We start from the raw sequence: 8,115 nt of genomic DNA, 5'->3' as shown, positions 1-8,115 counted from the left end.
ATGTATGTTATCATTACCTTTTCTCATAAAATTCTTAACGTTGATTCCTTCCTTTTCCAATAAAGCAATTTTTCAAACAATAGGGAAATGTAAATACCCATGAAGCTTTTTACGCCATTATTGATGTACCGAGGATTACCTAAAGATATATATTTTATTGCATTAGCAAAATTTGTTCTTGGTCTTGGAAATTTTATTATACCATTCATTATTCTTTTGCTAACACAAAAACTTGGGTACTCAACAACAATAGCCGGTGGGTTAGCTATGGGAATAACTGCGCTTTTCCTTATAGGTAGTCTTATTGGTGGTAAAATAGCCGATTCTTTCGGGCATAAAAGAGTGATGGTATATGGAGAAATTGCCGGTTCATTGGTTCTAATCGTTAGCGGTTTTTTTTCAGACTGGCCTGTGATGCTGCCTGTTTTACTTTTTCTAAGCTATTCCTTCTATGGCGTGTCTATTCCTGCCAGTAATGCACTTGTTGCAGGTATATCGTCTCCAAATAATCGCAGTGCTGTCATGTCATTAAGTTACCTTGCATACAGCTTAGGCTCCGGCATTGGACCTATATTGGCTGGCTACCTTTTTTGGAACTTTACAGCCTGGGTTTTTTGGGGAAATGGGATTGCGAGCTTAATCGCTGTTCTCATCGTTTTATTCGGTGTAAGCAATCACATTCGCGATCATAAAACCAGTGACATAGAGCTGTCAGAACTTGAAAAAGCGACTGACGGTTCAGTATGGAAAGTGTTTAAGGAGCGACCCAGATTACTTATTTTCGGGGTCTTGTGTACCTTTCTTTGGTTTGCCTTAAATCAAATGACAATAACTACTCCCCTCTATTTAAGCCATATATTTGACAAGCAAGGTCCAATTTTATACGGACAATTAATGACATTTGTAAGCATTTTAGTGGTTATTATTACACCGGCAATAATCAGGTTAACGTCAAATTTATGCGACATTAAAAGTCTTTCCATCTCCGGTTTTATTTTTGCACTAGGATATAGTTTGATACTATTTTATAGTTCAGTCAGTATGCAGTTTATAGCGTGGTTTTTCCTTGCTATTGGAGAAATTCTACTTTTAACCAAAGAGGGTGTATATTTGGCTAATCACTCTCCAAGCAGCCATCGCGGGCGTATAAGCGGGATATTGACAACAATCAGACACGTTCTTCTTATGCCTACCTATATTTTAATCGGTGCTTATATTCAATCAGATGGATATGTGAGCACCTGGAGTTTGATCATCATTGTTTCTTTAGTGGCTGGAATAACATGCTGGCTTTTTTCAATTCAACAAAATAGTATCATGAAATGACTTATCAATAAGTTATTAAAAATAGTGTTATGATTGAATAAATTAGGACACTTTGGTAAAGGAATAGAATGACTTTAATTAAGGTATCTTTATGAAAAGAAAATCATCCCTCAAAATTTACCGATAACTTTAAAGAGAAACAGGCAATCTAGTTGTTGAACAGGACTATATCCGTCCCGCAGGCGGTTGAAACTTTAGGTATCCCAACAAAACTGCTGTATTATAAAAGGTATATAGCTTGGTTTTGTCCAGAAACGCGTTAACGCATTTGGTCATACTCTGAAATTTGAGTGGCAGCGTGTATTCTAATCAATTCAAATGAATAACATCACACTTTTGACATTATTTTCAGTATCAGAAAATGAATTACCGCTTGATCGTACTGTTTCCATTGGTTAGCGTAGTCAGACTTATCCATGATCCGGTCGCTTGTAAGGATCACCTCCGGGCAGCGACACTCACACTCCCGTAGCCTGCAAGGGAGTACACGACAGTGTGGTACATCTGCGCCCCTTTGGAAGCAGATATCGTCAGTCTGATGACGATGAAGGTTTCTTAATCACATCCATGATGGCTAATCAGCCAGTCACCCAACGGGGAACACATTTCCCATTGGGTGGGTGTTCTCCGTTATTTTATCAGGAGAATACCATGCAACAACATATCCCCTCGGCCACGGTGCATGCGGCTGAACACGCCCCTTTTGCTGACCTGTTTCCGCACACCAGTTCACTGGAGCGGATGCTGCTGGAGCACACGTTCAATAAAGCCGCTGCGGTGCTTTGTGATGATGACTGGTTTAACCGATGGCAGTACCGGAAAGTGTCAGACAGCATCGCCTATGTCGTGCCGGCACGGTCGGATTTCGCTGTTTTCAACGTAGAAACGACGGATTTTACAGGCAAAGTCTCCGCCGATGCCTTTGGGCTGATGGTGACCCTGAACGTCTTGGGTTATCTGACAGCTCTGATGGAGTCGGACGGATACGCTGCGCGGATTTACGCCTTGCGTAAATATGCGCTGCAACATCCTCAGGCGCAATATATCCGGGCGGCGTTGGGTTTAGAGGGAGAACGTGATGCCAAATCATGAACTGATTATGCTGGACAGGCTTGCACTGTTGGTCGTGTTTCCCGACAAAACTCCGCTGGAACGGCTGTTTCTGGGTTTTCTGCTGGCGAATACCGCCTCACAGCTGTGTGGCGAGTATCGTCCTGAGCAGTGGAGCAGCCGGAACGTGTCTGGATCCCTGGCGTATATGATACCCACCGCGGCAAAAACCTATTCGGTTTATCTGCCGGAGACGACATTAACGGCCACGCTGTCCGCAGATGCGTTCGGTCTGGCTGTTACCGCGATTGTATTTGCCCGTATCGCCGAGCTGGATGAGCCGAATGCCGATGCATTCCGGTTCTGCGAACTGCGGGAATACGCGCTACGCCATCCGGAAACCGAACTGATACGCGCCGTACTCGCGTTACAGCCCAAAGAAGAAACCATCAGTTCGTCACTTATTCATAACAACAAGAATCACCACTGACGTTATCAGCCCATGAGGCTGTTAATTCTCATCTTTAGCGCCTGACCGGGGAGCCGACAACACCTTCCCGTATTGGGCGGGTGTTGTCTTTTATTGACGTCAAATCAAGGAGAGCCACACCATGACCCCGATTTTTTTACCTGCGCCGGAGAGTACGATACCGGCTTCGCAGGAAGATATTTTTACCGTACAGGTCACCGGCCTGATGCAGCATTCCCAACGGGCACAATCGCTGCAAGAGGAAATCCTGACCGTGTGTGAAACTGCCTCCATCACCGAAGCGGTACAACGATTGAAAGTCATCCATTTGATGGGGGACTGGCCGGTACCGGCAATGCCTTCCGGTCAGTTTCGGCGGGCGTTTTTCCCACTCACGGTGATGATTTATGACACCAAAGATAACAAAGTGCTCGGTGGTCGATTTTATGACGAGATTGTCTGGGCACAGCCGGTCACAGTGACGTCAGAACGTCTGTCGCTGGAGCAGAAACAATTGCGCTTGTGTCAGTCGGCCACGTTTGAACTGAGCTGGCAGAATGCAGAAGCGGCGCGAGTCCTGTGGCATGAGGCGAATTTACTCTCGCTGCATGTGGTGTCGCCCGATTATCAGCAGCATCACGAAGTGCAGGATATTCTCCGGCACGGCACCACCGTGAGCGTGTGAAGGAGTGGTATCACCATGGCACCTTTACGTTTAACGGCCTGGCATGTCATTGTCGATGCGCTTTTGGTCCGCCATTTTGGCCTGGGTCTGGAGGATACGGACCTGGCTGAACCCGGAGGATATCCCTCGCAACAGTCCTTATCTGGGTATTCATGATGAGCTGACGGTCATTTTTGACAGCGGTCTGGCACCCCTGCTCTTCGGGCAGGATAAACAGTAATTTTTTTCATTACCCATCGGGGAACCGTGCTCCCTGATGGCGCGGTTCCTCCTTTTTATTTTTTATCATCAAAGTGAGGAAATTAACCATGGCAGAATGGATCACCAATCAACTGGACGTCACCGGTAAATCCGTCTGTATCGATGTGATGCAGCAATGGGTCTGTGGGGAAGAATTCCCCCGTTACCGTCAGGCTGTATTGCAGAGCCTCCGTCTGTTTCTGGCCGGCTGTGCGGGGATATTAAAACCCACCAAACCGCAAATCTACACCCCTTACCCGGAACTGGTACGGGGCACGGCAGCCCCGACTGCGCAGAATCTGGCATTTGAACAGTGGCTGGCGTTGTTGCAGGATAATGTGTTGCTAACCACAGAAAACATGAAGCGGATTGACAGTCTCTACCGCCAGTCAGGCTTAAGCCTGCTGCGCTGGGAGAATGTGACGGCATCAGCGCGTGACATTATCACCCGCCTGCTGACCCGCCAGTATACCGACTGGTTCGGCGTGGTGGGCTGGTCTGATAGCCTTGATATCGGCGCGTGCTGGGAGAAGCTGGCGGTTTACCCGACGGCCGCCCAGCCCTGCGATATGCTGATGATACGACCGACCCGGCTGGCTCCGGAGATTAACGGCAACAGTGGCTTGCTGAAAGGGATGGCCACCATGGCGCAGTTTTACGGTGAGCACTATGGACTGGAATGGCCGTTCGGTCATCATGTCCGCTGGGAACGGCGTAATGTCAGCAGTCTGACGGTGCGTTTTGACACGCCATGGGCACCGCCTTCGGCGGAACTGATGGGCGGACTGTCATCGGTGTTTGATTGTGAAATCCGTCACTGGTACAGCGACCCGTCAGGAAGCCTCAAAGGCTATGATTGTTATGACCAGGGTGAACATGTAGACAGTCATAACGGGCAGGCCGGGCACGAAAACCGTCCGGCACTGTATCTGGTTAACGGAGACAAAACCGAACCGGCACTGGCATTGCCTGCGCTTGCCGTCGGGCAGTAACTTTTGTTCAACGCAGTATCCATTTATCTTTACTTCAACCGAAAGGGGGAAACACATTCTCCTTTCGGGGCGTGTTTTCCTTTTTTTCTTTATCAGGAAAACACGCTATGGCCTCTCGCCCTGACTACCAAAAAGACTTTATTTCGCTGTTTAACCAAACCGCCCGTTACCGTCCCCGTTATCGGGTTTTTCAGGATTTTTGCAACTGTGCAATGGCAGCCATTCACAATAAATACTGTTTCAGTGAGGAACTGGAGCAGTTCTATCTGAAAACCATCAACAAGTATGAACGGGAAGATATTGACCGGATTGTGGAACTGTTCTCAACGACCGTACTGGCGCTGGCAGAAGCCCCCTGTGATTTTCTCGGCAGTGTGTTTATGCAGCTGGAACTGGGCAATAAAGGTCTTCAGCAGTTCTTTACACCCTGGGGTGTGGCCAGAATGATGGCACAATTACAGTTAAGTGAGGTGTCTGAATTGTTGCAGACCCAGCCGTTTGTCACCTTTCATGAATCTTGCTGCGGTGCGGCCTGTATGATGTTGGCAGCCGCCGAGGTATTAAGAGAGCAGGGACATGATCCGCTGTCCAGTATGTGGGTGTCTGCGATTGATATCGACCCGCTGGCGGCGGTGATGGCCTATATCCAGCTTTCCCTGACCGGTATTCCGGCAGCGGTCACTATCGGTGATGTGCTGAATGATCCCGGCAGTAAACGAACCCGCTACACACCGGCCCATTATCTGGGCAACTGGTCACAGCGTTTGCAGGCCTATGAACAAGCCGCATGACCCTTTTTTCACATTGACTCTGCTTCCGACTCATGGCGCCTTTCGGGGCGCTTTTTTACGCTTAAGTGTAAGTCATACAAACAATTTTCATTTTCGCAAAAAGAGTTTCGCCTTGTTTCAGCGTGGGATTGACCGACACTGGGCTAAATTTGAACCCAAAGAGGAAAAGTCCATGTTGGCACGTTTTAAATCCCATTTTGCCCGCCCGCCTGTGACACCATCAAAACCATCCGGACAACAAGCGGAAACCCTTCGCGACAATCGGGGGTATTTCCTGCCACAAACAGCGGATGTATTACTGGCAACATCCTTGCGCCGCCAGTGTCTGCAACAATTATGGCAAAACAGTACGCTGCCTGAAGGGTTGTATCAGCGTTTTTATCTCGCTCCGATTAAACAATTGCTGGGCAGTGTTCAGCAGATCCCCGCCGCTCCGGAAGGGACGTGGTCAGGCAGTGGCGGATTTGCTGACCTGACACTGCAATTTACCACCTGCGCCGTGCGGTTAGCGAAGGGGCATTTATTACCGCCGGGTGTGGCACCGGAAACGCAGGCCGCACAGGGGGTTTTATGGCAGGCGGTGGTGTTCTGGGCGGCGTTGTTTTACCACCTGCCGTTGTTGCGGCAGCTCGAAGGGGAACTGGAAGACGGGCGTGTCTGGCAACCGGGCATCGGTATCCCCGACAAACCGTTTCGTTTCCGTTTTCGTGCTCCGGAGAACATACCGTCGGCTCCGCAGGAAGTATTGCTGGCTGCCTGTCTGTTACCGGAAAAAGCCATGATGTGGCTGGTGACCGTACCGGAGGTCTGGCACTGTCTGATGCAGCATCTCAACGGACGTCCCTCCACTGTCCCGTTGATAGATACATTGCTTCAGGAGGCCGCCGGGCAGGTTCATTCTCCTTTATGGATAAAACAGGCAGTGTCTCCGTCTCCGGCGAAGGAGAAGGAGGCGGCGTTCTCTGCCGAAGGCAATTTGGTGCCGGAAACGACATCCACACCTTCTGCCAGTGAAATCACAACCCCACTGCCATCGGTGTCTGACGATACCCTGACCTTATTAGCCTTATTTCAGTCACCGGATGCATCCTCGCTGCAAAATCAGGGAAAAAGTCACCACGCCGACCCGAAACTGACCAAACGACCGGGACGGGAGAAAGAAAGTATTGCCCCTGACTGTCACCTGTATTCATCATTTAAAGGTAAATAATTCAAATGGTTATTTGTATTTTATTGCCGCGAATTGTTTTTGGACAGGAAACGGCAGGATGAGCCGAGGAAAAAATAACATGTTGCACACCGTAGACACCCTCAGTTGGGACGAATTATTAGAAGAGTACTTTTTTTCACATATCCTGCGACCGGATACCGAATGGAGTTATCGCAAGGTCACACGGGGTTTTATCCGGTTTATGGGCGAAGCCACCTCACCGGCACAGGTTATTCACCGGGATGTGCTGCGGTGGCGGCGCGACCTTCTGGTGGAAAAAAAGCAGTCGAGCCATACCTGAAATAATAAGGTGGCTCATCTGCGGGCCATTTTTAATTTCGGTATAGAGCGAAAACTGCTGCCTCACACCGAAAACCCGTTTAACAACGCTGTGACTAAAAAAGAGAAGAAAAAGAAGAAGATTCTGAGCAAATCGCAGATAAACCGCATTAATCTGTTGATGGGCCAGTTTGCTGAGGAAGAAAGCATCGGGATGCCCCCACCGGGAGGGCGTTGTGCCCTGTATCCGACCTGGTATTGGTCAACAGTGCTGGCGACATTGCGCTTTACAGGCATGCGTCAGAACCAGTTACTGCACCTGCGTCTGAGGGATATCAATCTGGACAGCAATTATATTGAACTGGGGCTGGAAGGCAGTAAAAACCACAGTGAATGGGAAATACCGATTATTCTGCCGCTTAAACACCGGCTGACAAAATTAGTGGACAGGGCAATCGCTGCCGGGGCGAAAGCCCACGATCCGATTTTCGATCTCAGCCGGTTGAGTGTCCCGCACCCAAGCCGGCTTTCCCGTTACAAATACGATATTAACCGGGAAAAACAACAGCTCCGTTCTTTCTTCCGCCGGCTGTCCAAAGAGTGTGATTTTGCGGTCTCGCCTCACCGTTTTCGTCATACGTTGGCCACGACCCTGATGAAATCGCCGGATCGTAATCTGCCGCTGGTGAAACGATTACTGGGGCACCGTAATGTGGCGACCACGATGGAATACATTGATCTTGATATGGAAGTGACGGGCAAAGCGCTGGAGCGGGAACTGGGGTTGTATACTGATTTTGTTGATGAGTATGCCGATGAGAATGAATAAAACGGCGTAAAAAAGACAGGGCAGGTCTCAGACAGGATTGAGGTGGAGGTGTGAGTGAACTGCCCTGCATCAATCGGGATGCGATGAAAACAATGGCTAATTTCGATCCCCTGTCCCGTAAAGTTTTTCCCTTACTTGACATCAGAATCAATTACTGAAATCATTACCTTAAACAAGAAAAGGGTAACTGTTAAAATAGCTACCCTGTCATCTTGTCTTAAATGTTCTAATTAACCTTAACAGT

At 48.7% G+C, this 8,115-nt stretch carries 8 protein-coding genes and 1 pseudogene; all 9 read left to right on the top strand.

Annotation, left to right across the window (positions count from 1 at the left end; all coding sequences use genetic code 11):
• The first annotated feature begins 99 nt into the window (after window positions 1–99).
• The 9 genes and pseudogenes from IQ209_RS15355 (at window position 100) to IQ209_RS15315 (ending at window position 7,871) form a co-directional block, all read left to right on the top strand.
• A complete protein-coding gene (locus tag IQ209_RS15355) occupies window positions 100–1,326 on the top strand; it encodes an MFS transporter (RefSeq protein WP_228005912.1) in 1,227 nt (408 codons plus the stop codon).
• A 495-nt stretch (window positions 1,327–1,821) separates the two neighbouring features.
• Window positions 1,822–2,418 carry an antirestriction protein gene (locus tag IQ209_RS15350; protein WP_339378891.1) on the top strand — a complete coding sequence of 199 codons (597 nt, stop codon included), beginning with the start codon at window positions 1,822–1,824 and terminating at the stop codon, window positions 2,416–2,418.
• Window positions 2,405–2,866 (top strand): antirestriction protein, encoded by a 462-nt coding sequence (locus IQ209_RS15345; protein WP_193852109.1) that lies wholly within the window; start codon window positions 2,405–2,407, stop codon window positions 2,864–2,866. Before IQ209_RS15350 ends, IQ209_RS15345 begins: the two co-directional genes overlap by 14 nt.
• Before the next feature lie 121 nt (window positions 2,867–2,987).
• Window positions 2,988–3,530 carry a hypothetical protein gene (locus tag IQ209_RS15340; RefSeq protein ID WP_193852108.1) on the top strand — a complete coding sequence of 181 codons (543 nt, stop codon included), beginning with the start codon at window positions 2,988–2,990 and terminating at the stop codon, window positions 3,528–3,530.
• A 43-nt stretch (window positions 3,531–3,573) separates the two neighbouring features.
• Window positions 3,574–3,750, top strand: a complete 177-nt coding sequence (locus IQ209_RS15335) for a hypothetical protein (protein ID WP_228005911.1) — start codon at window positions 3,574–3,576, stop codon at window positions 3,748–3,750.
• 88 nt (window positions 3,751–3,838) lie between these two features.
• Complete coding sequence (locus tag IQ209_RS15330) at window positions 3,839–4,762, top strand: DUF1281 domain-containing protein (protein ID WP_193852107.1); 924 nt, start codon at window positions 3,839–3,841, stop codon at window positions 4,760–4,762.
• A gap of 107 nt (window positions 4,763–4,869) precedes the next feature.
• On the top strand, window positions 4,870–5,553 hold the full coding sequence (locus tag IQ209_RS15325; RefSeq protein WP_193852106.1) for an N-6 DNA methylase: 684 nt from the start codon (window positions 4,870–4,872) through the stop codon (window positions 5,551–5,553).
• A 112-nt stretch (window positions 5,554–5,665) separates the two neighbouring features.
• Window positions 5,666–6,763: a TraI domain-containing protein gene (locus tag IQ209_RS15320; RefSeq protein WP_228005910.1), complete on the top strand. Its 1,098-nt coding sequence runs from the start codon at window positions 5,666–5,668 to the stop codon at window positions 6,761–6,763.
• A 79-nt stretch (window positions 6,764–6,842) separates the two neighbouring features.
• Window positions 6,843–7,871: pseudogene (locus IQ209_RS15315) on the top strand (tyrosine-type recombinase/integrase).
• The last annotated feature ends 244 nt before the right edge of the window (window positions 7,872–8,115 follow it).

Source organism: Xenorhabdus sp. BG5, from assembly GCF_015163665.1.
Taxonomy (GTDB): Bacteria; Pseudomonadota; Gammaproteobacteria; order Enterobacterales; family Enterobacteriaceae; genus Xenorhabdus.
This window is presented reverse-complemented; position numbering and strand designations above follow the sequence as displayed.